The following is a 25605-nucleotide window of genomic DNA, read 5'->3' on the forward strand; positions in this document are numbered from 1 at the left end:
CAATAATTCTCATCCAGCCTTTCTCTCCTGCTGGATCTCCCATGCCCGCCTGTATCCGCCCGCGCGCCCTGGCAACCGCCATCGGCACGACCCTGGCGCTGTTCAATACTGCCCACGGCGCCGAGCGCGCCCCCGCCGCGAACACCTCGCAGCTGCCCACCGTGCAGGTCACGGCCGATCTCGATGGCAGCACCGAATCCTCACGTTCCTACACCACCGACTCCATGGGCACGGCGACGGGGTTGTCACTGACCTCGCGGCAGACGCCGCAGTCGGTCAGCGTCATCACCCGCCAGCAGATCGAGGACCGGGGCCTGCTCAGCACCGCCGATGCGCTGGCCACTGCTCCGGGCATCTCGGTCACGCGCAGTGATGCCAACCGCTACTCGTTCTCGGCACGCGGCTTCGACATCGACAACTATCAGTTCGATGGCGTGGTGATGCCGGTGCTGTCGCCGTGGAATTTCGGCGAGAACAACCTGGACATGGTGGTGTACGACCGCATCGAGATCGTGCGCGGCGCCAATGGCCTGATGACCGGTGCCGGCAATCCGTCGGCGGCGGTGAACTACGTACGCAAGCGCCCGCTGCGCGACGTTGCTGCCAGTGGCGGCATCAGCCTCGGCAGCTGGGACGCGCGCCGTGCCTGGGTGGACGTGTCCAGCCCACTCAGCCGGGAAGGGCGCGTGCGTGGCCGCATGGTCGCTGCGCAGGCCGAGGGCGACAGCTACACCGCTGGCCTGGACAGCACCACGAAGACGCTCTACGGCGTGGTCAGCGTGGACCTGGGCGAGAACACCGGCTTGATTGCCGGCATCTCCTACCAGGGCAACGACAATCGTGGCTTCGGCAGTGGCTTTGCGCTGTTCAATGCCGACGGCACGCGTACCCGCTTCGACCGCTCGGTATCGGCCACCGCGCCGTGGGCACGGATGAGCACCGATACCCGCAACGGCTTCTTCGATTTCAACCATCGCTTCGGCAACGACTGGCAGGCACGCGTGTCCTACAGCCGCTCGCATACCGATATGGAGATGAAGCATCTCTACCGGGGCGGCTATCCCGATCCGGTGACCGGGGCGATGCCCAATGGCAACAGCTTCACCCGCTACGACGGTCCGGTGCGCCGTGAGGCGGTCAGTGTCAGCCTGACCGGTCCCTTCCAGCTGTTCGGCCGCCAGCACACGGCGTCCGTCGGCTGGTCGCGCTCACGCGACGAGATCGCACTGGGGCAGTACCGCGCACTGGCCCCGTTGCCGCCGTTGGCCAGCTATTTCGAATGGCACGGGCCGGGCACGCCCGAGCCGGTGTGGGCCAGCAACAAGACCCAGGCCGATGATCTGGACAATCATCAGAGCGGTGCCTATGCCGTGGCGCGGCTGTCGCTGGCTGATCCGCTGCATGTGATCGTCGGTGGCCGCCTGAGCAACTGGGAGACCGACCAGGTCTACTTCGGCAGCAAACGGAAGTACCGCTACCGCAACGAGTTCGTACCGTATGCCGGTGTGGTCTGGGACCTCAACGACTACAGCAGCGCCTACGCCAGCTACACCGGCATCTTCAAGCCGCAGAACAACCGCAACGAATCCGGGCAGATCCTCGACCCGGTCAGCGGCCGCAGCTATGAGCTGGGCCTGAAGGGCAGCTGGTTGCAGGAGCGCTTGAATGCGTCGGCGGCGCTGTTCCGCACCCAGCAGGACAATCTGGCCGAGGCCACGGGGGGGCTGGTCGAGGGCAGTACGCAGGCGGCGTATCGTGCGGTGAAGGGCGCAACGGTGGACGGCCTGGAACTGGAACTGGCCGGTGAGCCGCTGCCGGGGTGGAGCTTGGGCACCAGCTTCACCACCTTCATCGCGCAGGACGCGCAGGGCAGGGCGATCAACACCGCCAAGCCGCGCAGCCTGTTCAAGCTGTTCACCACCTGGCGACTGCCGGGTACCTGGGACCGGCTGACGATCGGCGGTGGCGTGGACTGGCAGAACCGCATGTACCAGACCGCCACCGCGCCCGGAAATCGCCGGGTGCCGGTGCAGCAGCCCAGCTACGCGTTGATGAACCTGATGGCGCGCTACCAGTTCAGCTCCAATGTGTCGGCGGCGGTCAACATCAACAACCTGTTTGATCGCCATTACTACTCGCAGATCGGCTTCTACAACCAGGGCTGGTACGGCGCACCGCGAAACGTGATGTTCACGGTGAAGGTCGGTTACTGAAGATGCCGTCGCGCGGTTCAGGGATCCAGCGGATCCATCGGATCGATGCGCAGCGATTCGGGAGCCGGCACGAACGGGATCGCGTAGGGGGAAACACGTGAACCGACCTCGCCCGGAACGTAACCCAGTTCATGGCGGTTGCGCTCGCTGAAGGCGCTGCTGGCGACCGAATCGATATGTGATGGACTGCTGACCACCAATGCCGGTTGCCGCGGCGGTGCCTGCAGGGCCGCCAGCAACCGGGCTGCATTGCGCAGGTTGGTGGTGGTGTGGCGGGCATACGGCTCGATGATGATTGCATCTGCGGGAATGCCGAAGCGTGCCATCAGCGCTTCGCGCATCTGCACCGCTTCGACGCTGCGGGTGCCGCGTGGGTGTACCGCACCACCCGAGACGATGAGGAAGGGTGCATCACCTGCCGCGTAGCGCTGCGCGGCCGCCTTCAGGCGCAGCTTGCTGCCGGCGCTGAGCGGGGTGGTCAGTTCGTCCGGTCCCTGGCCCAGCACGATGATCGCGGTGTACGGATGCGCATTCCAATCGAGCTGCCGCGCACGCGCAAACGGCGCGGCGTTCATTCCCGCGCTGATGGGCTCGAAGCGGATCGCATCGAGGCGGTCATTGGCATCGAGCAGGCCTACCGCCACCGCGATGCTGCGATCGAAGGCGGTGTAGGCCGCGCTGGCGTCCACCTCGCTCATCTGCATGGCAATGGCGACGTCGCCGGCCAGTCGCGTGCTGCCCGCCGCGCCGACCGGGCCGTCGATGGCGTCGTAGCGGGGCGGCTGGCCCTGGCCATAGACGGAGAGAATGTTGTTGAGGCCTGCCAGTTCCCGTTCGATGGCTTGGGCGTGCGCGGGAGCCGCGGCGATCAACAGGCCGGCCTGCGTGGGCGTCCAGCGTGCGGACGCGAGCATGCAGGTGGCGGTCCGGCAGTCGGCCAGCTGCTGCATGCGTTCGGCCAGGAGGGCACGCGCATCACCGGGCAGTGTATCGGGCTTCAACTGCATGAGGGTGGGGAACAGTCGTGCGGCCAGCGCGGCGCTGTCGCGGTCGTCGGCCGCCGCCGCAAGCGGCAGCGCCGCCGCGGCAAGCAGGGCAAGGGACAAGGCAAATCGTCGATGCATCACCAGCTCCTGCTCACCATCAGGCGGACGTTGCGGCCGAACAGCGGCCGTCCATAGATTGCCTCGGCCGAACCCTGGCCGGCCAGGGCATCGGTGCGGGTGTTGCCCTCGGTGAGTCCCTTTTCATTGGTCAGGTTGTCGCCCACCAGCTGTGCGCCCCAGTTGCCGCGTTTCCATGAAACGCCCAGCCCCAGGGTCTGGTAGGCAGGCAGCGCCGTCTGGTTGAACAGATCAACATAGGATTTGCCGACCACGTCATAGCGCAGCCAGGTCTCGAACTGGTCCTGGCCGTGCTGGAAGCTGAAGGTCGGGCGGAGGTTGCCGTAGAGCTTGGGCTCGCGAACGATCTGCTTGCCGTTGACGGCGGCCGGATCGGCGCCGGAATCGTTCTGCAGGCTGTCGTACTGCGGATCGCTGACCGTGATCGAACCGGCAATGCTGAACCAGTCGAGCGGCCGGAACAGCCCATCCAGTTCGATGCCCTTGGAGACGGCGGTACCGATGAACGGCACCGACTGGTCATTGCGGCCGGTCGTCGGGTTGAACGCCACGAACGAGGCGTTGAGCGGGTCGAACTTCGTGTAGAACGCAGTCAGGTACAGGTAGGACCGGGCGAATCCGGCCTTCAGGCCCAGCTCGTACTGGTCCAGCTGGGTCTGCACGATGGTGGGATCGATCGAGCGTGCCACTGACGAGTTGGGAACGATCTCCATGTGCGAGACGCGGGCGTAAGCACCCACCGAAGAGGTGAAATCGAAGTTCGCACCGACGGTCCAGTTGGTCGCGGACGGATCCAGGCGATGGTTCTGGACGACGCCGGTGAACCGGCGCGTGGTGTTGTCGGCCAGTGTGGTGCGGTCGCCGAGGTCGACCTGGGCGGTCTGCTCTGCATAGCCTTCATAGCGGTAGCGTTCATGGCGGATACCTGCGTCGAGCTTGAAGCGGTCCGTCAGTGCCCACGTGTCATTGGCATACACCGCGAACATGCGGGCATCCACTTTGCCGCGATTGAGGGTAGTGGTGTAACGCAGCGTGCCCTTGTCGGTGACGTATCCCAAGGGGGCGCCATCGTTGCCGTAGGCCACCAGATCCAGCAGGCGTGGCTTGCCGCGCATCTCCATCAGCATGTCCTGGTACAGACTGAAGGCCGTGGTGCCGAAGAAGGCCGTATATGCGCCGATGTTCAGATCGTGGCTGCCCCAGGCCGTTTCAAACAACCGCGTCGCACTGAAGTCGGCCTGGCCGGAGTAGAAGTCCGAATCTGCGGCCCGGTACTGGGCCGAGATCACCAGGCCGGAGTCGGCATAGGGGTCGTAGGCGCTCGCCCCGTTGCTGCCGGCCAGAGCGTAGCCCATCCGCGCGACGCCGGCGCCGAAGGCGCTACGGGCCGCGCCCAGATAGCCGTTGGCGAAAGTGCGTGCGTCGACCGGGTTGGTGGTCGAGTACAGTGCGTCGAAGGTGTTGCGGCCCTTGGTGTAACCGGTTTTCAGCGAGATCGTCCAATCGCTGGCGGTATTCTCGTACTGGAAGCCGATGTTGCCGAAGCGCATGTGCCGGCCATCGGCCAGGTCGCGGTTCATGCCCTGCAGGACGCCGCCGCCATCGAGGTATTTCAGGTTGACACTGCGCAGCGACGGCGAGTTCAGCGTACCGTCGAAGTAGTCGATGTACGGGTCCAGCGGGACGCTGGGATTGCGCGGATCGGCGACCGGGATCGGCAGGTAGAACGTATTGTGGTCATCGACGAAGGTACCGCTGACCTTGAACCAGCTGGTGTCATCGAAGTAGTGCTTGATGTTGCCCCTGATCTGCCCGCCCTTGTCGTTCGGGAAGCCGTTGTCGCGGTAGCCATCGTGCTGGCGCAGGAATCCACCGACCGCATAGAAGGTGTCCTTGCCGAGGGCGCCGGACTGGTACATCTCGCCACGGTACAGCCCGGTGTCACCGACGGTCAGCTGGGCCTTGCCGTGGGTCTGTTCCGAGCCCTCGTCCAGGATGTTGTTGACGATGGCGCCGCCACTGCTCGCATAGATCGGCGCCGGACCACCACGCACGATCTCCACCCGCTGGTTCATCACGTCGAACCGGTTCATGCCGTCGCCGGAATTGAAGAAGTGGCCATCCAGCTCCTGGTAGAGCGGCAGGCCGTCCTGCTGGAAGGCGATGAAGCCACGATCGGTGGGAATGCCGCGCAGCCGGGTGATGTTCTGCACCTCGCCTCCGGTGGCTTCGACATGGATGCCGGGCACGGACCCGAGCAGGTCGGCATAGCTTTTCGGTGCGAGTTTCTGCACGTCTTCGCGGCTGAGCGAATTGACTGCGAAGGACGCATCGAAACGACGCTGGGTGCGCGCCGCACCGGTGACGACCACCGCATCCAGCGTTGCGGCGTCGACGCTGCCCTGGTTCTGGACCGGGGCGTCCTGCGCAGAAGCGTTGCCGTGCAGGGATATCAAGGCCAGGGAGATTCCCAGGACCAGGGGGCTGATGTTCATCGGAGGGCGGCCATGCAGGGAAGGGGGACCGCTGCACGGTAGGTCCGGGCGATGACGGAATTGTTTACTTCGGCGGAAATAAACAATTAAACGATGGCATCGGCGCCCAGCTGGTGGATCGGCAGCAGCGCCGCGCCCACCGATACCGCAGATCCTCCCAGCCGTGACACATGCACCTGCGGCAGGCGCAGGCTGTCCAGCGCGCTGCTCCAGCGTGCCGGCTGCTGCAGGTGTTGCCCCAACGCTTCCAGTACCTGGCGGGGCAGCGAACCGGACAGGATCACGGCGCCCGGATCGAGCCACGCCACGCCGGTATTGGCCGCCGCGCCCAGCTGGTTTCCCGCGCGTTCGGCCCAGGCACTGATGATGCCGGCATGGCTTTCCAGGCAGGCCTCCAACTCGAACAACGAAGGAATCCCGGCGCCGGCGTCGCGCAACGTGGCCAGCAGGTCGATGCCCGAGGGGCGCGGTGCGTCCATGCGGAACAGGCGGCCGATGTCGCCTGCATTGCCGAACTCACCGCGCATCACATCACGCCGGTGGATCACGCCGCCACCCACGCCGTGGCCGACATACAGCAGCAGCGCCGAAGCGCAGTCGCGGATCAGCCCGCTGTCGTAGTACTCCGCCAACGCCGCCAGGGTTGCATCGTTCTCCACCCACACCGGGAAGCCGAAGTAGTCTTCGAAGAACTGGTCGTTGTCGATATCGCGCCAGCCATGCAGCCAGTCCACCGCGTGCCGGCGTGCCGGACCGGTTTCGACCACGGGCCCCGGAACGGCCACGCCGAGGCCAAGGAACCGCGCGCGCATCAGTCCGGTGCTGCTGGTGAGGCTGCGCAGGCGCTGGTCCACGCAATGGACGAAATCGTGGGGATCTGCGCTGTCGAATGCGGTGGCATCACGGGCGATGAGCTGACCGGCGAAATCCACCAGTGCGATCTCCAGCCAACCGGGATGCACCGTGGCACCGGCGGCATAGCCGCCCCGGCCGGACAGCGCCAGTGGCACCGACGGACGGCCGCGCTGGCCATCGGACAGCTGTTCCTGCTCCTCGATCACTTCCAGCATCAGCAGCTCACGCGCCAGGCGGGTCAACGCGCCGTTGTGCATGCCCAGCTGGTGGGCGATGGTGATGCGGGGAACCGCGCCCATCGTGCGCAACAGCCAGATGATGCGCTTATGGTCGGCCTCCAGCGCGATCAGCGGCTTGCGGCGCAGCCGCGATGTCGGGGCCAGGCTCACGGGCGCATGCCCTCGGTGCGTGCTGGAGGGATGGGCCAGGCCAATGCAGCCAGCGAAAGCAGGCTGCCGATGGCGACCAGCGAGATCAGGGCGACCGAGGTGTCCAGATCGCCCGCCTGTATACCGGGCAGCACTTCGCCCAGCAGCAAAGAAGAGGCCGCGATGGATAGCTTCATGGTTCCGGTGAGCAGTGCAAAGCAGCTGAGGTCATCGTCGCGTCCGCCATGGATGGCGTGGCGACGGGCGATCAGCGCGGTGCGTCGCCACAGTACCAGGCCGACGCTGGCCACCGCCGTCCCGTGGGTCGCGGCACATGCAATCGCTATGGGCGTGGAGGGGATGGCCAGGTACACGCCGACGGCTCCGACGGCCAGCACCGACATCAACGCGAGCATCCCGGTCTCGCTGTGCAGCGTTGTACGCAGGCGCAGGCAGAGCCAGGGGGCAACCACCATGCCCGCCACCATCGCGAAGGTCAGCGCTGCCCCATGTTCGGCGAAGGGGAACAGACGCCCTGCCAGGCCAACCAGCGCCGTCTCCGCCGCCGCGGCCAGCAGAACCGGCAGCAGCGCTGGCAGGGGCAGGGCAACAGCAGCGGGCGTCCTGGTTGCGCCGGGCCGTGGGGGCGTTGCGACGCAGGCCAAAGGAAGCGCAGCGGCCGCGATCAGCACGCCGATGACCATGCAGATCAGCAACGCGTTGCCACTGCCCTGGGACGCAGGCGTACCGACCACGACGAACAGCGCCGAGGCAATGCACAGCTTGGAGATCGGCACTACCACGGCGCGGGTGGAGACATAGCGCATGGCCTCGTCCTCGTCACGGGGCAGCAACGACGTCAACGCGTTCTGGGCCACGTCGTAGACTGCATAGCAGGTACGGAACAGCAACGATGCGACCAGCAATGGCAGGAAGGCGGGCTCGGTTGCGTTGCCCGGGCTGAACAGCAGGCAGGCGCTGGCCGCCGTGCCGAGCCCGCCGATGAGCTGCAGGCGCAGGGCGAGGCGCTGCTGGTTGCGCAGGCGGGTGAACACGGCGGCCAGCAGCAGATCGAGCAAGCTGCTGTAGGCCAGTGAAATGGCCAGCAACTGGCCGGTGTGGGCCGCCGACAGCCCCAGCCGGGCGTGCAGGTAGTAGCCCAGCACCAGATCCACGAATGACCAGGCCAGGGTGCGGGCAAAGTGGCCGGCGGCATAGAGGTGCCGTGGCGAGGGCTGCGCGTTCAACGCCGTGTACTGGGGGAGAAGAGCCGGAGATGCTGGATCGTTCTACTACCCCTGTGTGACATGGTCCTGACATGGCGGGTGGCCGGGCATTCAGCGCGTGGCTTGCACCCCCTGCCGCGGGCGTGCAGCATTTGCCCTGCTGCCCCCACCACGCGTCACGCAGCGCTTTCTTCACTGGAACGGAGCAACGTATGAAACTGTTGTCCGCTGTGTTGTTGTCTGCGCTTTCGCTCTCCGCCGTTCCGGCGCTGGCAGTGGAAGCTTCGCCCTCACCGCTGTTGGGGCGCTGGTCGCTGGATATCGCCACGTCTGCACTTCCCGAAGCGCAGCGCCCGAAGCATGTGGTGCTCGAGTTCAAGGACGCCGGTGCGGGGCGTTGGAGTTCACATGTGGACATCGTCCTGCACGACGGCAAGACCATGAAGTCCGACGGCACGCTGGCGCTGGACGGCACGCCGGGGCCCTTGTCCGGTACTTACGGTGCGGACAAGGCCAACCTGAAACTGCCGGCGCCGAACACCCTGGTGATGCAGCTGGTGGACCACGGCACGCCGGCCTCCACCCGCATCTATACCGTGGCGGCCGACCGTACGACGATGACCGAGACCAAGGCGTTCTACGGTCACGACGGTACGCCGATCCTGCAGACCAATCTGTTCAAGCGGATACCGTAGCGGCGCCGCCTGCACCACGCCCGCACAGCGGGCGTGGTGAATGCAGCAGCCTTATACCGTAGCCGGGTCGCGCTTGCCGGTGTCGATGCCGTACTTGTCGATGGCCTCCTGCATCCGCGAGCGCTCGATGCGGCCTTCGTCGGCCAGCGACTTCAGGGCTGCCAGCACGATGAAGTGGCGATCCACTTCGAAGAACGTGCGCAGCGACTCACGCGTGTCGGAACGGCCGAAGCCATCGGTGCCGAGTGCGGTGAAGCGACGGTCGTTGACGAAGGGACGGATCTGGTCGCCTACGATCTTCATGTAGTCGGTGGCCACCACCACCGGGCCTTCATGGCCCTGCAGGCACTGCTGCACGTAGGGTACGCGCGGCTCCTCGGCCGGATGCAGCAGGTTCCAGCGTTCGGCGGCCAGGCCGTCGCGGCGCAGTTCGGTCAGGCTGGTGGCGCTCCACACATCGCTGGCGACGCCGAAGTCCTGCTGCAGCAGTTCTGCCGCGGCTTCCACTTCGCGCAGGATCGAGCCGCTGCCCATCAGCTGCACGCGTGGCTGCGAGGCGGTATCGGCGGCTGCCGGATGCAGCAGATACAGGCCCTTCAGGATGCCCGCTTCCACGCCCTCCGGCAGTGCCGGCTGCGGGTAGTTTTCGTTGAGCACGGTGATGTAGTAGTAGATGTCTTCCTGGTCGACATACATGCGGCGCAGGCCGTCATGGATGATCACCGCCAGCTCGTAGTTGTAGGTCGGGTCGTAGGACACGCAGCTCGGAATCACCGACGACAGCACGTGGCTGTGGCCGTCATCGTGCTGCAGGCCTTCGCCCATCAGCGTGGTGCGGCCCGACGTGGCACCGAGCAGGAAGCCGCGGGTACGCGCATCGGCAGCGGCCCAGGCCAGGTCACCGACACGCTGCAGGCCGAACATCGAATAGAAGATGTAGAACGGAATCGTGGCCAGGCCGTGGTTGCTGTAGGCGGTGCCGGCGGCGATCCACGAACAGATCGCACCGGATTCATTGATGCCTTCCTGCAGGATCTGGCCGTCCTTGGCTTCCTTGTAATAGCTCAGCTGGCCGGCATCCTGCGGGGTATACAGCTGGCCCAGGTAGGAGTGGATGCCGATCTGGCGGAACAGGCCTTCCATGCCGAAGGTGCGCGATTCATCGGGCACGATCGGAATCACCAGCTTGCCCAGGTCCGGGTCCTTCAGCAGGCTGGTGAGGATGCGCACGAAGCCCATGGTGGTGGACTGGCCACGATCGCCGCTGCCCTGCAGCTGGGTGTTGAAGATCGACAACGGCGGCAACGGCAGCGGATCGACCTTCGCCAGCCGCGCCGGCAGCTGGCCGCCCTGGATGCGGCGGCGCTCGGCGAAGTAGGCGGCCTCGGCGCTGCCGGGCTCCGGACGCAGATAGGGCATCTCCTCCAGCTGCTCGTCGCTGACCGGCAGGTTGAAGCGGTCGCGGAAGGCGCGCACCGCATCGGCGCTCATCTTCTTCAGCTGGTGGTTGATGTTCTGGCCTTCGCCGGCTTCGCCCATGCCGAAACCCTTGACCGTCTTGGCCAGGATCACCGTCGGCCGGCCGCGGGTGTTCACCGCCTGCTGGTAGGCGGCGTACACCTTCTGCGGATCGTGGCCACCACGTGCCAGCGCCCAGATCTCGTCGTCGCTCATGTGCGCGACCCGCTCCAGCAGCTCGGGGTAACGGCCGAAGAAGTGTTCGCGCACATAGGCGCCGCTCTGCGACTTGAAGGTCTGGTAGTCGCCATCCACGCATTCCATCATGCGCTGGCGCAGCAGGCCGCTGTGGTCGCGGGCCAGCAGGTCGTCCCAGCCGCTGCCCCAGATCAGCTTGATCACGTTCCAGCCGGCCGCGCGGAAGGTGCCTTCCAGTTCCTGGATGACCTTGGCGTTGCCGCGTACCGGACCGTCCAGGCGCTGCAGGTTGCAGTTGACCACGAACACGATGTTGTCCAGCCGCTCGCGGCCAGCCAGGGAAATTGCCGCCAGCGATTCGGGCTGGTCCATTTCGCCGTCGCCGAGGAAGGCCCAGACCTTGCGGCCCTGGTGTTCTTTCAGGCCGCGGTATTCCAGGTAGCGCATGTAGCGCGCCTGGTAGGCGGCGGTCAGCGGGCCCAGCCCCATCGATACGGTGGGGAACTGCCAGAACTCCGGCATCAGGCGTGGGTGTGGATACGAGGACAGGCCTTCGCGGCCGGCTTCGCGGCGGAAGTTGTCCATCCGTGCCGGATCGATGCGGCCCTCCACGTACGCGCGGCCGTAGATGCCCGGCGCGGAGTGGCCCTGGATGTAGATCATGTCGCCGTCGAAGGTGTCGGTGCGGCCACGGAAGAAGTGATCGAAGCCGACGTCGTACAGCACTGCCGCGGACTGGTAGGTGGCGATGTGGCCGCCGACATTGGAATGCTTGCCGGCACGTAGCACCATCACCATCGCGTTCCAGCGGATCATCGCGTTCAGGCGGCGCTCGATGGCCAGGTCACCCGGGTAGGCCGGCTGGCGCTCGGGCGGGATGGTGTTGACGTAGGCGGTCCAGGCACGGGTATGCAGGTCGCCGTGCTGCTGCGCGTCCAGATCGCTCAGCTGGTCGATCAGGTAGTGCGCGCGCTGCCGGCCGCCGGCCTGCATCACCGCCTCCAGCGATTCACGCCACTCCCGCGTTTCCAGCGGGTCGGTATCGAAGGGGATCAGGGCTTGGTTCATGACGGTCTCCAGAGGGCGCCGGTCGGACTTCTGCCTGGGCGACAACACCGGCAGGGCGCACAGCACTGGAGCGGGGTCGCAACGGCGGGGCCGTGACGCGAAGGGCGACCGTGGCGGCCACCGAGAAGACAAGCGTAGGCCGGGCCCCCTGGCTTCGATAGGCGGGCCCGGCTTGGGTCTCTGGCAAGCAAGGGTTGGCACCGCGCGCCGTATCATGCGCGCATGCGCTGGGTGCGGCCGCTGATCAGGCCGGGGACAGCCCAGGCAGGAACACCGGGATGATCGCCACGCCGACGCCCAGCAGGCACCAGGCGACAATGGGCAGCCAGCGCGCCAGGCGTTGGGCGGGTTCCGGTGCACGACGGCCACCGATCCACAGCAGCAGCGTGAGCAAGCCCAGTGCATAGGCGAGAGCGACGATCACCGGATGCACATGGATGACCCGGCTGGGCGGCCACATCTGCTGCTGGTAGGCGGTGGTGTGGGCGACCAGCAGCAGGAACAGCAGGCTGCTGAGGGTGTTGATGGCGGTGCGTGCGTTCATTGCTGGGCACTCCTTGTGCCGGCTGCCGGGACAGTGCAGGGGCGGCATTCTAGCGGCTGCCTGCCGGTCGTTGAAACGCCACTGTCATCGATGGCGGTCACCCTGCGGGGCTTTCCAGCCTCGGGGTGGTTGGCCGGCCGTGAACAGCGTGAGGATCTGGGAGAAGAGCTACGCGCTGCGGCGCCGGCTGCTGCGTGGCTTCTTCCTGCGTCGCGGTTCGGCCAGCGAGGATGCCGAAGACCTGGCGCAGGAGGTCTACCTGCGCCTGCTGCGCAGCACCGGCGAAGATGCCGATGCGGTCGAGAACCCGGAAGCCTACCTGTTCACCGTGGCGGCCAACCTGGCGCGCGAGCATGCGCGCGCGCGGTCGTCGCTGCCGCCGCTGGAAGACGTCGACCTGCTGGCCGAAGTGCTGAAAAGCGAAGAAGACATCGAAGGCGAATTCGAGCGTGCGCAGCGCTGGAACGATATCCGCAGCACCATTGCACGACTGCCGGCGACCACGCGTCGGGTGATGGAGCTGCACTACCGCGACGGGCTGGATTGCCCGGGAATCAGTCAGCAGCTGCAGGTGTCGGTGCACATGGTGCGCAAGCACATCGGCAAGGGGCTGGAGGCCTGCAGGAACGCGCTGGGCGCCAGGGAGCACACATGAGCCGGAACTCATCGACCGTGGCCGACGACACGATCACCTGCGAGGCCATGGACTGGTTCCTGCGCAATCGCGACGGAACACTGGGTGAGGCCGAGCGGGTTGCGTTCCTGGACTGGATGAAGTGCTCGCCGGAGCATGTGCGCGCCTATATGCACGCCCTCGCGCTGCACCGGCAGGTCGGTGAGGCGCTGCAATCGCCGTTGCCTGAAGAGGCGCCGGTGCCACCGCGGCAGGTCGCCGCCAAGGTGGTGCCGCTGTTCGGTAGCATGCATGCGCCGCCGCGCGCTGTGCGGCCTCGGGGGCGTGCGCGCTGGTGGGTGATGGCTGCCGCAGCCTGTACGGCCCTGCTCGGCGTGGGCCTGGTTCCGCAGCTGATGCCCACCGCGCAACTTTACAGTGCCGGACAGGGTGAGCTTCGCGACCTGGTGCTGCCCGACCAGACCCAGGTGCGGCTCAACGCGGACAGCCGCCTGCGGGTACGCATGGGCTGGCTCAGCCGCAAGGTGGAGCTGTTGCAGGGTGAGGCCACGTTCGACATCGCCCGCGACCGCCGTCCGTTCGAGGTGGAGGTGAACGGCCTCGAGATTCGAGACATTGGCACGGTGTTCGATGTCGCGCGACGGTTGAAGAGCACGCGCATCGGCGTGGTTTCCGGCGAGGTGGAGATCTGGAGCCAGGGTGCGGACGCCCGGCGTCTTGCGCAACTGGGCGAAGGCCGGGTGGTGCAGGTCGACGCGCGCAGCCATGCGGTGGAGTCGCTGGATGTACCGTTGTCGATGCTGCTGGACTGGCAGCAACGCAAGGTGTCCTTCCTGGATGAGCGGCTGGACGAGGTAGCCGCTGCCTTCAACCGGCACAACCAGGTACAGGTCCGCGTGCTGGACGAAGGCGCTGCATCGGCACGGTTGTCGGGCAGTCTCGATGCGCATCGCATCGGTGCGCTGCAGGCCTTCCTCGAACGCGACCCGCGTTTCCTGGTGAGGCGCGAAGGCGACACCGTGCGGGTCGGCAGTCGCTGAGGCCGACGTGGCCGTGGACTGTCAGAAAAAATTCATCGAATCCGCGTTCTCCACTTCGGTGGATGCGGGCTCTTACTTGGGAGAAGCCACTGCCGAGCCACGCAGCGGCGCCTGCTGCCTTCTCTCTTCCAAGGACCCGTGATGCGCAACACGCTCTACCTGTCGATCATCCTCGCCCTGTCTCCCTGCAGCGTGCCGCTGGCGGTCGCGGCCACTGCCGATGGCCTTGAGGCCCGCGTTTCGGCGCCGATCGCGGCGCAGCCGTTGGCACGTGCACTGGAGCAGTTGTCGCGCAGTTCCGGAGTGCAGTTCCTGTACTCGGCCGGCGGTGATGCGCGCATGGCCGGTGCGGTGCCGCGCGGTGCTACCGTCAAGCAGGCGCTGGACGCACTGCTGGCCGGGACCGGCCTGGGCTACACCGTGGTGGATGGCAACGTCATCGCCATCGATCCGGCGCCCGTAAGCAACGCGCCGAAGCCGGCCGCGCCGAAGCCGCGCGAGGCAGAGGCGGTGGTGGCGCCAACCCTGGACACCGTCAAGGTGATTGCCGCGCACGAGGTGATCGACCAGAAGAAGTCGTCGCCAGTGATCAAGGATTCGGTGGTCTACGACGAGATGGACAGCTACGGCGACGAGACCCTGGCCGAGAGCCTGATGGCCGCTCCAGGTCTGAGTGCGGTGGAGGATGCCGGCGAGCCACGTTACGTGACCGTGCGCGGGGTACAGGCCAACCTCAACTACACCACCATCGATGGCATCGCAATTGCCAGCGTGGGAGGCAGTGGCTCCGGCGAGCGAATGAACAACCTGCAGCTGATTCCCAGCGACATCGGCACCCGTACCGACATCTACAAGAGCTTCAGTGCGGAGCAGGCACCGGATGCGATCGGCGGCGTGATCGACATCATCAGCCGCAGTGCTTTCGACCGGTCCGGCAAGTACGTGTTTGCCGATGTGGCGGGCATCTATTCCACCGCCGAGACCAACGTCGAGCGCAGCGCAGGCGGCAACCACGAGACTCTGGGCCACTTCGGCAAGAGCGCCAAGGTGGTGTTCTCCAACCAGTTCGGCGCCGACCAGGAGTTCGGCATCGTTGCGGTGGCACGCTACGAGCAGCGTTCACGCAACAGCGTCAAGCGCTGGGTGGAGTCGAACTACTACTACAACGACGCTGGCAAATACCTCGCCGACGGTACCACCGGTCCGGACGAGGCCAAGGGCTGGAACGGGCTGCGTGCGCCTGGCAACTTCAGCACCGGCACCTATACCAACTTCATCACCAACTTCGGTGGCTCCGCCAAGCTTGAGTGGAAGCCCTCGGATGATCCGTTCTACGCATCGCTGCTGCTGTACTCGTACCGGTTCTACGAGAACTCGACGATGAACAAGACCGATCTGTACGGCAATGCCAAGTTCCCGATCCGCAACCAGACCGAGGACAGCGGCACCACCCAGATCAACAGCATCTACATCAAGAACCGTCACGACCGCTGGGACCGCAGCAACCGTGGTGCCATCGCCAGTTTCAACTGGGACATGGGCGACCGTTCGCGGCTGACCCTGCGTGGCGGCCATACCGAAGAGACCTTCCACAACAACCAGGTCTACTGGGGTGTGCGCGCCTACCCAAGCAATCTGTTCGTCGACTACGAGAACGACAGCCACGGGTTCCCCAACGCGGTGGCGGTTTCCGATTCCAGCCTGCTGACCAGCTCCGCGTTCAAGCTCAATCCGGCGCAGGCCTATGTCTCCCCGCGCGATGCCAAGGAGAGCATCGACAACCTGCGCGCGGATTTCAGCTACAACATCGACGCCGATGCGCGTGGCTTCGGCCTGGCCACCGGCGCCGAGTACCGCCATCTGAAGATCTGGCAGGACATCGACTTCGACTACTTCAAGAGCAATGCCACGCTCAACGATTACCTGTATCCGGGTTCGACGCTGCTGGGCAGCGTGCCGGGTTTCCCGCTGATCGACAACCGCAAGTGGAACGAGGAACTGCTGCCGAAACTGGGCAACAACAATGCGGCGTATCCGAATGCCAACTTCACCAGCGACTACAAGTATGTGGAGGACATCACCAATGCCTATGTATCCGCGCACTACGCCTGGGACCGGCTGCTGCTGATCGGCGGCCTGCGCTACGACCACACCCGCTTCGATGCCTACAGCCCGTTCAGCGATGATGGCGGCACTACCTATACCTCCGCCTTCCGCAATACGAGCGGTGGCTACAACAACCTGCTGCCTTCATTGAATGCGACGTTCAAGCTGAGCGAGGACCAGCGCCTGCGCTTCTCCGCCAGCCGCACGCTGGGCCGGCCGACGCCGAGCAACATCGCCCAGGCCACCAGTACCAGTTGTGGCGATGACGAGGAGGGCAGGGGCTTCTGCAGCATCAAGCAGGGCAATGCCGATCTGCAGCCGCGACGTTCCACCAACATCGACCTGGCGTGGGACCTGTACTTCAACGGAAACAACGGCCTGGTCTCGGTGGCGCTGTTCGACAAGGTGATCAAGGACGACATCTACACCCTGACCACCTTCGAGAACGTGGGCGATACCCGCTATCGGGTGACCCAGCCGATGAACACCGATGAGTCCACGCTGCGCGGCGTCGAGTTCGCGGTGGCCAACCGCAACCTGCAGTGGGGCCGCCAGCGCTTCGACATGTACTTCAACGCTACACGGCTGGAAGGCCAGACCAACTACCGCATCAGCGATGGCACCGAGCGCCGCCTGGATCGCCTGCTGTACCAGCCGGACTGGTCGCTCAATGGTTCGGTGATCTGGCGCATGCCCTGGAAGAGCGCGCAGCTGCGCCTGTCCGGCACCTACCGCAGCCGGATGCTGGTCGACTTCGGCGACACCCAGTGGCTGGATTCGTACTACGACCCATACATGACCTTCAACATGGGCTTCAGCCACAAGCTCAGCAGGCACGTGACGCTGAAGTACGAAGCCAAGAACCTGTTCAACACCCAGCCGACCTACAGCACCGGCCCGAACGGGCGCTTCCGTACCGAGATCGACGACTACGGCCGCTTCTTCTACTTCCACATCATCTACAACTGAGGGCACAGCCGTGGAGACGATCAATCGCAGGCGATTCCTGGCCCTGGCCGGCCTGTCCGCTGCCGGTGCCTGGATGGGCACGGCACACGCGCTGGCCGCGCAGGCCGATGCCACCGCGCTGAACCCGCGCAACCTGCTGGCCAAGCCGCGCTTTGCCAGCACACCCTTCACCCTGGGCGTGGCCTCGGGTGATCCCTCGGCCGATGGCGTGGTGCTGTGGACGCGCCTGGCGACCGAACCGCTGGTGTTCGGCGGTGGCATGCCGACCCGGCCGATGGCGGTCGAGTGGCAACTGGCAGCAGACGATGGCATGCGCAAGGTGGTGCGCCAGGGTTCGGCAATGGCGCATCCCGAACTCGGCCACGCCGTGCACGTGGAGCTGGACGGGTTGGCGCCCGGACGGCCCTACTGGTACCGCTTCACCGTAGGCGGCCACGCCAGTGCGGTCGGTTGTACCCGCACGCTGCCCGCAGCCACGGCCGCAGTGGATCGTGTGCGCTTTGCGGTGGCCGGTTGCCAGCACTACGAAGAAGGCCACTACACCGCGTGGCGGCGCATCGCCGAGGAACCGCTGGATTTCGTCTTCCACTACGGTGACTACATCTACGAAGGCGAAAGCCAGCCGGGCCTGCGGAAGATGAACGGCCAGCCGTTCACCAACCTGCGCAACCACGTCGGCCCGCAGATCTACACGCTGGATGATTACCGCCGCCGCTACGCCCAGTACAAGAGCGATCCCGACCTGCAGGCCGCGCATGCGGCGGCACCGTGGTTCGTCACTTTTGACGACCATGAAGTGGACAACAACTGGGCCGGTGCCGAAGACCAGGATGACACGCCCAGCGAAGTGTTCCTGCTGCGTCGCGCACAGGCGTTCCAGGCCTACTACGAGAACATGCCACTGCGCCGCTCGGCATTCCCGCGCGATGGCCACATGCAGATGTACCGGCGCGCACGCTACGGCACGCTGATGGACCTGCACCTGCTCGACACCCGCCAGTACCGCAGCAAGCAGGTGAACATGGCGTTGCGTGAGGAGGTGGAATCGCCGGAGCGCAGCATTGTGGGGGCGAAGCAGGAGCGCTGGCTGTTCGACGGCCTGGCCGATGCTGCACCACGCTGGCACACGATCGCCCACCAGGTGGCGCTGGGCAACTACATGCGCGAGAAGGACGGCGTGGTGCAATCGTCCGACGACCAGTGGTCAGGCTATCTGGACAGCCGCCGGCGCCTGCTTGACCACATCCAGAAGGTGGGCTTCGGCAACGTAGTGACTGCCTGCGGTGACGCGCATCGCCACTATGCGAGTGATCTGGTGCAGGACCACCGTGACTCGGGCGTGATCTCCAGCGAGTTCCTCGCCACGTCGATCACTTCCGGCGCCGATGGCCAGGGTGTGGACGCGTATGCCAGGAACCAGCTTGCGCACAGCCCCTATCTGAAGGCGACCATCGACAAGCGTGGCTACGTGCTGTGCGATGTCACCCGCGATGCGTGGATCGGCGATATGAAGACGCTGGATACCGTGATGCAGCCGAATGGCGCGGTGCAGAGCTGGAAGCGCTACGCGGTGGAGCACGGCCGGCCGGGGCTGCAGGAGGCCTGATCCTACCGGTCTAGCCTGTAGAGCCGAGCCCATGCTCGGCTGCTTTTCCGGTCAGTTATCGAAGAGCAGCCGAGCATGGGCTTGGCTCTACAGAGATCCTTCAATCGTGCTCGAACCGCAATGGCTCGCTGCCCATCGCCGGATCACTGGTGCCGGGGCGCCCATCCTCGGCGCGGCCGGCCAGGCGCAGGGCACTGTCGCCCACACCGACGAGGAGGTCGTACCAGCCTGCGGTGGGCGTTGCGTCCCACGCCAACGCGGTCTCTGCATGTGCGGGCAGCACCAGCGTCTGCTCGGGCATATGCCCGGCATAGGCGCCAGGCTGCACACGCACCTGCTGCGCGCTGTCACCCAGATTGTGCAGGCGGAGCCGCAGTTGGCCATCCGCACGATCGGTTGAAGCCTGCACGGCAGGACCCGTGGCCGCTCCCTGGAAGTGGCGGTGGAAGCCGTTCGGGCCCAGCAGCCACAGGTCATAGCGACCCTGGGCGTCCAGCGGCCAGCGCTCGCGCAGCGGCATGCCCGGCAGCAGCGTGTAGCGGCGTGGCACCGCATCCAGCCGCAGCCGGTCGTAAACATGCAGCACTGCTGCTGCGCCTTCGCAGGACAGCGCCAGATCCACACCCGAGGCGTCGACAGCGGCAATCGATGCCTGCGGCCGGTAGGGCAGGGCACGCGCCGGGCGCACGCCGCTTTCCTGTTTCGCCGGCTTCAGTCCCTCGGGCAACGCGGGCACGGTGCGTCCCGGCAGGGCGGCGGCGCGCGCGGCCACCGCGCTCACGTCCGGCAGGCCGCGTACGAACGGGCGGGTATCGCGCTGGGCGAAGTCGAACGCGTTGCTCAGGTCGCCGCAGACCGCGCGGCGCCACGGCGAGATGTCCGGTGCGGCCACACCGAAGCGACGTTCGATCAACCGTATGACCGAGGTGTGGTCGTACACCTGCGAATCGACCCAGCCACCGCGGCTCCACGGCGAGATCACATACAGCGGCACGCGCGGACCCAGCCCATATGGGCGGCCACGCAGTTCGGCGAGGTCGTACTTCTCGTCGCCCGGTGCCGGATGGCGGTGGTACTCGCCCTCGGTACTGACCGAAGACGCACCGGCCCAGCCGGTGCCCAGCGGTGAAGGCGGTGCCGGTGGCGGCATGTGGTCGAAGAAGCCGTCGTTCTCGTCGAACATCAGCAACAGCGCGGTGCGGCTCCACACCTCTGGATCGGCGGTCAGCGCGTCCAGCACGCGCGCGGTATAGGCCGCGCCCTGGGCGGGGCTGGAGGGGCCGGGATGCTCGCTGCCGGCCGCGTCGGCAATGATGAAGCTGACCTGCGGCAGGCGCCCACCGATCACGTCCTGGCGCAGCTGCGCCAGGCCACGGGTGCTGACGCCGCGTGCGCGCAACTGCGGGTCATGCCCCGGCGCGGCGCGATGGGCCTGGCGGAACACCTCGAAACCGGCCAGCGGGTTGTCGGTGAAGTTGTCGGCCATGTCCTGGTAGATCTGCCAGGACACGCCCGCCTTCTGCAGGCGCTCGACATGGCTGGTCCATCGGTACGACGCCGGATGCCCGCCCTGTTCCGGGAAGTTGTCGTGCGAGTTGGCGATCACCGGGCCACCTGCACGCGCGTGTGCATCATTGTGGCCAGTCCACAGGAACACCCGGTTCGGGTTGGTGCCGGCCTGCATCGCGCAGTGATAGGCGTCGCAGATGGTGAAGGCGTCGGCCAGCGCGAACTGGAACGGCAGGTCGCTGCGCTGGAAGTAGCCCATCGAGTGGTTCTGCTTGGCCTTCGGCCATTGCCCCATGCGCCCGTGGTCCCAGGCACGCTGTGCGTCCGGCCAGGTGTGCGGTGTGCCTTCCACCCGCATGTAGCCGAAGTGCGCGGCGGTATCCAGCGGGAACGGCGCGATCGCGCGCGCGCCGCTCGCGTCGGGCTGCAGCCACAGGCTGCGGGTGCGGCCGCCGGCCTGCAGTGCCGGCGCCGGGGCCACGAAGCGATCGCCGAATCCACGTACCCCCGGCAGCGTGCCGAAGTAGTGGTCGAACGAACGGTTCTCCTGCATGAACACCACGATGTGCTGCAGGTCTTCCAGACTGCGGGTCTGCGCCGCAGGCGCGATCGCTGCGGCCCGGGCGATGCTGGGCAGCAGCGGGGAAAGGCCAGCGGCAACGCCGGCCTGCAACAACCGGCGTCGGCCGATATCGGTCACGGGCTCACTCACAGGTCCACACGGAAGGAGATGCCGACGGTGCGCGGGGCGCCGATGAAGGCGTTGTCGCGGCCGTCCACCCCTGCAAGATACCGCTTGTCGGTGAGATTGCTCACCACCAGGTTGGCACCCATGCCCTTCAGGCGCGGCGACAGCCCCTGCAGGTCGAAGCCGATGTTGGCGTTGAACACGGTGGCCGAGGGCAGCTTGTTGACGTTGGCGGCGTCGAGATAGCGCGTGCCCAGGTAACGGCCGGACAGGCCGAAGTTCCAGTTCTCGCCCTGCCAGTCCGCCGACAGCACCAGGGTCTGTTCGGGCTGGCCGATCACCTTGGCGCCATCGACGATGCCCAGCTGGGTATCGCGTGCTGCATCGCCACTGCCCAGGTACTTGGAGCGGTTGTAGGTGTAGGCCGCGTTGATCCGCCAGCCGTTGTTCCACCCATAGCCGAACGCCGCTTCCAGGCCGTTGCTTTCCACGCCACCGAAGTTCTCATAGACGCCGTCGGTCTCGCCCAGGTAGTCGATGCCGCTGACGAAGCCTGCCGGCAGATAGACGATGCGGTTGTCGAACTTGATGTTGTAAAGCGTGACCGAGGCGGTCAGCGGCCAGCGGCTGATGCGCATGCCCACTTCAATGTTGTCGGCGGTTTCGGGCTCGACGTTGCGGAAGCGCTGCGGGTCGGTCTCGCCAAGCACGCCGGAGGGGATGGCGGCGAAGTTCTGCGAGAAGCCGGCGAACAGCTCCATGCCTTCCACACCCGGTGCCCAGGTGACGCCGGTGGACAACAGTGGATCGGACCTGGAATCGGATTTGACGTGCTCGCTGGCACCGATCACGCGGCGGCGCGACTGGTCGACGAAGAACTGCTTCACGCCCAGGCGCGCGCTGAACGGACCGAAGCGGGCCACGTCCTCGACGTAGTACATCTGCTCGTCGACCTTGTACTTGTCCTCGAACTGCACCCAGTACGGCTGGTGGTCGAAGGCGATGTCCTGGCCGACGTTGAGCAGGCGGTGCCAGTCGCGGCGCGCCGAACGGTCCAGCTTCTCCACCCACAGGCCGCCGCGGATCGTGTTGTCGACCGCGCCGAAGGTCTGCCGCCACTCGACGTCGGCGGTCACGCCCATGCGATCGTTGTCGTAGTGGGTGTGGCGATACGACTGCGCGCCCAGCACGTTGCCGGCGTAGCAGTTCGGATCGTACTCGGCGGTGAAGCCCAACCGTGGCGTGCAGCTGGCCAGCCGCTGTGCCGCGCTGCCATCAGGATTGACGAAGAAGATCTGGCCGCGGTTGCTGCCGCCGTACACGGTCTTGCCACCGAGGTACTCCGACTCGGGGCGGCCCGCACCATCATCGCTGACCTGCGCCAGGTACGGTGGCAGCCAGTCACCGCGGCCCTGCATGCGATGCCCATAGGCGGCCACCGACGCTTTGAAACCATTGCCGCCGTCAAAGGCTGCGCGCAGGTAGCCGAAGGTGTTCTCGCGCAGGGCGCGTGAACCGGAGCGGTAGTTCTGGTCCAGGTAGGGAATGCCGGTGAGGGTGCCGACCAGGTTGTCGCGCTCCGGGTTGGTTGCGAAGCCCGTCGGCGAAACGCTGGTGTATTCGGGCTCGTCGGCGTCGTTGTAGGACAGGTAGCCGGTCAGCGTCCAGCGGTCCAGTTCGGTGATGAACTTGCCGGCGATGTGGTCGTTGCTGGCGTGGCCGGTGCCGTCGATCCAGTCGTGCACCTTCGATGAGGAGGCACTGACCCAGGCGCGGGTGTGGCCGCCGAGCAGGCCGGTGTCGTAGCGCACGTAGTACTTGCGTGCCTCGTTGTCACCGGCACCGACCACGAAGCGCAGGCGGCTGTCCTGCAGCGGATCGCTGGTGAGGAAGTTGAGCGTGCCGCCCAGCGCCTCGTTCGAGCGCGAGGAGATATCGGCGGTGCCCTGGCTCACTTCCACCGTCTCCAGATCGAGGGTGTCGATGTAGCGGTTGGCCAGCGATCCACCGCCGTAACCCGAACCACCGTTCGGCAGGCCGTCGATGGTGGTGCCGATCTGCTGCGTATCGCGGTTGGTGACGAAGCCGCGCATGCTGATCTGCGTGCCCCACACCGACGAACCGGTGGCATCGGCCTCGCTGACCACCACGCCCGGCACTTCATTGAGCGCATCGTTGACGCTGCTCATCACCGTCTGCCGGTTCAGTGTTTCTGCGCGCACCGACGTCTTGGCGTAGCTGGTGGCCTGGCCGATCACCTGCACCTGGTCGAGGGTGCGGGCATCGCTGCTGCGCGCTTCGGCCGTCTCGCCCTGCGGTGCTTCGGCCAGGGCGTCCAGTGCGGGGGCGATCAGCAGGGCAAGCAGCGAAACACGGGGAAAGCGCGCAATCGTTCGCATCGATACCGGACCTTGGGGGGAGAGAAGCCCCCGAGTGTCGGCAGCACCAATGACATCGACATGACGTAGAGATGCAGGAACCGTGTTGTGTGACGGCCGGCACCTGCTGCCTGCTTCAGTACCGCGCGTCCTTGGGTTTCGGGTCGCGCGGCCAGTCCTTGCCCTTGTTGGCGAAGTCCGGCCGCGGCTGGTTGATGAAATAGCCGGCGATGTCCACCGCGTCCTGGTCGGGCATCACCTGCTGTCCCAGTGGCGGCTCGCGGGTCACCGCCGGCGGCATGTTGTGCTTGACGAAGCCGGCGGCCTTGTACAGGCGCGCCATGCCGGCGCCGATGTTGAAGCTGTGGTCACCCCATAGCGGCGGGAAGGCGATGTCACCGCTGGCGTCGCGCCGTCCTTCGCCGCTGTCGCCATGGCACGCGGCGCACTGCACGGCGTACAGTGCCTGGCCACGGATCGGGTCCGGGGTCAGCGTGTTGTCGATCGGCCCCTCACTGGGGGCGGCCACCTTTGCACCCTCTGGCACAGGACTGCTCAACCACGCCATGTAGTCGAGCATCGCGCGCATCTGCGGCGAGTCCTTCGGCAGCGGTTTGCCGTTCATCGAACGCTGCAGGCAGCCGTTGATGCGCTCGGTCAGCCCGATCACCTTGCCCGGGCGCGGCATGTAGCGCGGATAGGCGCCGCCGCCGGTATTGAAGTAGTGATTGCCGAACGGCCGCTTGCCTTCGGCCATGTGGCACGAGTTGCAGTTCAGATCGTTGCCGACATTGTCCGGCAGCAGCCGTGCGGTCTCGTTGAGGATGCGGCGGCCGAGCATCACCGATTCGGCATTGCCGAGCCCGGCGATCTCTTCGGCGCTGGGTGCGTGGTAGTGGCCGACCACCTTGCCCTGCGCATCGAGAATATCGATCGTGCTGGCCACGGCGGCATCCAGATCCGGGTACAGATGACGGTAGGCGAGGGTACCGGCACCGGCCAGCACCACGAGGCTGATCGCACTGCCGATCAGCAGGCGGGAACGCGTGCGCGAACGCTTCATCGTTCGGCCTCCTGCGGAACGTAGTGCACCGGCTTGTCGCGCACCACCCGGCGCATGCGCGCCACGTCGACCTCGCTCACTGCGCTGGCCTGGTTGCCCCAGCTGCTGCGGATGAAGGTCAGGATCTGTGCCAGCTGCGCGTTCGGCAGCTGCTCGAAGCCGGGCATGGTGAAGGCCATCCGGTCGCGCGGGGTATGTGGCGTGCGGCCGCCGATCAAGGTCACCTGCACCAGCGAACTGGGGTCATCGGCGAACACGATCGAGTTGCCGGCCAGCGCCGGATAGACGCGGGGCATGCCGCGCCCGTCGGCACGGTGGCAGGCCTGGCAGTGCTCCGCATAGGCCAGCGAACCGGCAACACGGTAGTCGCCGCTGCGCAGTGCGGCGGTGGTGGTGTCGGTACCGGGGGACCACTGCGCACTGCGGCCCTCACGCGCCGGCAGCTGTTTCAGGTAGCGGGCCATGGCCAGCAGGTCGGCGTCGGACAGGTACTGCGTGCTGTGCTCGACCACATCGGCCATGCCACCGAAGGCGGCCGAGCGATCGGTGCGGCCAGTGCGCAGGAAATCGACGATCTCACCCTCGCTCCAGCTGGCCAGGCCGGTCGATTCGTTGCGCAGGTTCTTCGCGTACCAGCCCTCCAGCACCGAACCGGACAGGAACTGGCCGCTGCCATCGTCGGCCAACGCCTTTTCCTGGAACGCCAGGCCGCGTGGCGTGTGGCAGGCACCGCAATGGGCCAGGCCTTCCACCAGTTCGGCACCACGCTGCTGGCCGGCATCCAGCGACGGATCCGGGCTGAAGCTGCGCGGGCGTGCGAACAGCAGCTGCCACCATGCCAGAGGCCAGCGCATGTTGGCCGGCCACGGGATCGTGCTGCCGGCGTTGTCCTGTTTCACCGGCTGCACCGAGCCCATGAAATAGGCGTACAGCGCCTTGATTTCGGCATCGGAGGCGATCACGTACGAGGCGTACGGCATTGCCGGATACAACGGCTGCCCATCGTGACGGATGCCGCGACGTACCGCGCGCTCGAAGTCGGCGTAGTCGTAGGCGCCAATGCCGGTGTCCGGATCGGGCGTGATGTTGGTCGAGTAGATCGTGCCCATCGGCGTCTGCATGCCGAGGCCACCGGCGAACGGCTTGCCGCCGGGCGCGGTGTGGCAGGCCGCGCAGTCGGCCGCGCGCGACAGGTACTGTCCCTGCGTGATCAGCGCCGGATCGTGGATGTCGACCTGCGCCGTCTGTCGCGGTGCGAACCAGTAGGGCGTGGTGCGGGCGATGCCGTAGGCGGCGGCCAGCGTGGCGGCCAGGGCAATGGCGAGCTTGAACGAGGTGCGCATGGCGGCACTGTGGGCAATCCCGCGC

16 protein-coding genes are annotated in these 25605 nt (G+C 66.3%); 6 read left to right on the forward strand and 10 right to left on the reverse strand.

Going from position 1 to position 25605, the window contains the following annotated elements:
* The first annotated feature begins 41 nt into the window (after positions 1 to 41).
* Positions 42 to 2213: a TonB-dependent alcaligin siderophore receptor FauA gene (gene fauA, locus GOC52_RS07880; RefSeq protein WP_099559261.1), complete on the forward strand. Its 2172-nt coding sequence runs from the start codon at positions 42 to 44 to the stop codon at positions 2211 to 2213.
* Between the two features lie 17 nt (positions 2214 to 2230).
* Here the strand turns inward: fauA and GOC52_RS07885 are convergent, their stop codons facing one another.
* The 4 genes from GOC52_RS07885 to GOC52_RS07900 form a co-directional block, all read right to left on the reverse strand.
* A complete protein-coding gene (locus GOC52_RS07885; protein ID WP_099559262.1) occupies positions 2231 to 3337 on the reverse strand; it encodes a YdcF family protein in 1107 nt (368 codons plus the stop codon).
* The gene (locus GOC52_RS07890; RefSeq protein ID WP_191851092.1) at positions 3337 to 5832 is read right to left on the reverse strand and encodes a TonB-dependent receptor; all 2496 of its coding nucleotides are present in this window, start codon (positions 5830 to 5832) and stop codon (positions 3337 to 3339) included. The genes GOC52_RS07885 and GOC52_RS07890 overlap by 1 nt, the downstream gene beginning before the upstream one ends.
* Before the next feature lie 86 nt (positions 5833 to 5918).
* Positions 5919 to 7076 (reverse strand): ROK family protein, encoded by a 1158-nt coding sequence (locus GOC52_RS07895; RefSeq protein ID WP_049412646.1) that lies wholly within the window; start codon positions 7074 to 7076, stop codon positions 5919 to 5921.
* A complete protein-coding gene (locus tag GOC52_RS07900) occupies positions 7073 to 8302 on the reverse strand; it encodes an MFS transporter (protein WP_053442809.1) in 1230 nt (409 codons plus the stop codon). The genes GOC52_RS07895 and GOC52_RS07900 overlap by 4 nt, the downstream gene beginning before the upstream one ends.
* 191 nt (positions 8303 to 8493) lie before the next feature.
* On the opposite strand from GOC52_RS07900, the gene GOC52_RS07905 reads away from it, so the two are divergent.
* Positions 8494 to 8976 carry a hypothetical protein gene (locus tag GOC52_RS07905; RefSeq protein WP_010484263.1) on the forward strand — a complete coding sequence of 161 codons (483 nt, stop codon included), beginning with the start codon at positions 8494 to 8496 and terminating at the stop codon, positions 8974 to 8976.
* A gap of 51 nt (positions 8977 to 9027) precedes the next feature.
* Here the strand turns inward: GOC52_RS07905 and aceE are convergent, their stop codons facing one another.
* Both aceE and GOC52_RS07915 read right to left on the reverse strand, forming a co-directional pair.
* Positions 9028 to 11700, reverse strand: a complete 2673-nt coding sequence (aceE, locus tag GOC52_RS07910) for a pyruvate dehydrogenase (acetyl-transferring), homodimeric type (protein ID WP_191851094.1) — start codon at positions 11698 to 11700, stop codon at positions 9028 to 9030.
* Positions 11701 to 11944: 244 nt separating this feature from the next.
* Positions 11945 to 12244: a hypothetical protein gene (locus GOC52_RS07915; protein ID WP_043402433.1), complete on the reverse strand. Its 300-nt coding sequence runs from the start codon at positions 12242 to 12244 to the stop codon at positions 11945 to 11947.
* Positions 12245 to 12383: 139 nt separating this feature from the next.
* Here GOC52_RS07915 and GOC52_RS07920 point away from each other — a divergent pair, with 139 nt between their 5' ends.
* The 4 genes from GOC52_RS07920 to GOC52_RS07935 all read left to right on the forward strand — a co-directional run bounded on the left by GOC52_RS07920 (position 12384) and on the right by GOC52_RS07935 (position 18599).
* The gene (locus tag GOC52_RS07920; protein WP_043402430.1) at positions 12384 to 12899 is read left to right on the forward strand and encodes an RNA polymerase sigma factor; all 516 of its coding nucleotides are present in this window, start codon (positions 12384 to 12386) and stop codon (positions 12897 to 12899) included.
* Entirely contained in the window at positions 12896 to 13918 is a 1023-nt protein-coding gene (locus tag GOC52_RS07925) for a FecR family protein (protein ID WP_191851096.1), read from the forward strand. Before GOC52_RS07920 ends, GOC52_RS07925 begins: the two co-directional genes overlap by 4 nt.
* Positions 13919 to 14059: 141 nt before the next feature.
* Positions 14060 to 16993 (forward strand): TonB-dependent receptor, encoded by a 2934-nt coding sequence (locus GOC52_RS07930; protein WP_143994860.1) that lies wholly within the window; start codon positions 14060 to 14062, stop codon positions 16991 to 16993.
* Between the two features lie 10 nt (positions 16994 to 17003).
* Complete coding sequence (locus tag GOC52_RS07935) at positions 17004 to 18599, forward strand: alkaline phosphatase D family protein (RefSeq protein ID WP_109814962.1); 1596 nt, start codon at positions 17004 to 17006, stop codon at positions 18597 to 18599.
* Between the two features lie 100 nt (positions 18600 to 18699).
* Here the strand turns inward: GOC52_RS07935 and GOC52_RS07940 are convergent, their stop codons facing one another.
* The 4 genes from GOC52_RS07940 to GOC52_RS07955 form a co-directional block, all read right to left on the reverse strand.
* Positions 18700 to 20808, reverse strand: coding sequence for a phosphocholine-specific phospholipase C (locus GOC52_RS07940; RefSeq protein WP_191851098.1), 2109 nt, complete (start codon positions 20806 to 20808; stop codon positions 18700 to 18702).
* An 8-nt stretch (positions 20809 to 20816) separates the two neighbouring features.
* Positions 20817 to 23195, reverse strand: coding sequence for a TonB-dependent receptor domain-containing protein (locus tag GOC52_RS07945; protein WP_191851100.1), 2379 nt, complete (start codon positions 23193 to 23195; stop codon positions 20817 to 20819).
* A gap of 115 nt (positions 23196 to 23310) precedes the next feature.
* Positions 23311 to 24237 (reverse strand): c-type cytochrome, encoded by a 927-nt coding sequence (locus GOC52_RS07950; RefSeq protein WP_191851102.1) that lies wholly within the window; start codon positions 24235 to 24237, stop codon positions 23311 to 23313.
* Entirely contained in the window at positions 24234 to 25580 is a 1347-nt protein-coding gene (locus GOC52_RS07955) for a c-type cytochrome (protein WP_043402405.1), read from the reverse strand. The genes GOC52_RS07950 and GOC52_RS07955 overlap by 4 nt, the downstream gene beginning before the upstream one ends.
* Positions 25581 to 25605 lie beyond the last annotated feature (25 nt).

The organism is Stenotrophomonas sp. SXG-1, from assembly GCF_014083965.1.
Taxonomy (GTDB): Bacteria; Pseudomonadota; Gammaproteobacteria; order Xanthomonadales; family Xanthomonadaceae; genus Stenotrophomonas; species Stenotrophomonas geniculata.